The organism is Xanthomonas sp. D-99 (assembly GCF_017746145.1).
Lineage (GTDB): Bacteria > Pseudomonadota > Gammaproteobacteria > Xanthomonadales > Xanthomonadaceae > Xanthomonas > Xanthomonas cissicola.
Map to the genome: position 1 here is coordinate 5,910 of NZ_JAGHWU010000049.1, position 554 is coordinate 6,463.

A 554-nucleotide genomic window follows, 5' to 3' on the forward strand; every position below is an offset into this window, starting at 1 on the left:
GGGGTGTAGGGGCATAGCCCCTACGGATAACGCCTCACCCGCGCCGTGGAGTTCGAGGCCCACGTGTCCTACGCACAACCGTCGATCGATCGGCGGACCCCGCGTCACCCGCGACTGACAACCGCTTTTCACGCCTGCGCCTCAGCACGTCACGCAGGTAGATCACGTCGGCGCCTCGAGACAAACGAGACCCTGGGGCCCTTGTGGCAGTAGCCTTGCGAGGATTCGCCGATCGCGCATTGCGTTCCTCCGACATCATCAGCGACCACTCGCGAGCGATCGCACACGTCAGTGCCCAGTAGCGCATATCGCATGGCTCGATGTCGTAATTCTCCGGGGTGAAGAATCGGTGCCCCTGAAAACCAAAACCGGCCCAAGGGCCGGTCAGGTCTACGCGATCGTAGGTGTCTAGCTTCATTGTCCAGTCCGCTTCCTGTGGAGGGACCAGCAGTGATAGGCCGCCAGGGCGCATAGGAGCGTCAACACTTCATTTCGCATAATGTATAGAAGGTTGGCGTTATGGCCACAGGGGAGAGGGCTACCAGCAGCGCCTC

At 61.2% G+C, this 554-nt stretch carries 1 protein-coding gene; it reads right to left on the reverse strand.

Annotated elements, in window-relative coordinates; genetic code table 11:
* Window positions 1-34: 34 nt before the first annotated feature.
* Window positions 35-418 carry a hypothetical protein gene (locus tag J7360_RS21435; protein WP_244667822.1) on the reverse strand — a complete coding sequence of 128 codons (384 nt, stop codon included), beginning with the start codon at window positions 416-418 and terminating at the stop codon, window positions 35-37.
* Window positions 419-554: the final 136 nt, after the last annotated feature.

Coding starts and splice junctions, on each gene's coding strand:
- J7360_RS21435 (WP_244667822.1), bottom strand. CDS start 418: ATGAAGCTAGACACCTACGATCGCGTAGACCTGACCGGCCCTTGGGCC.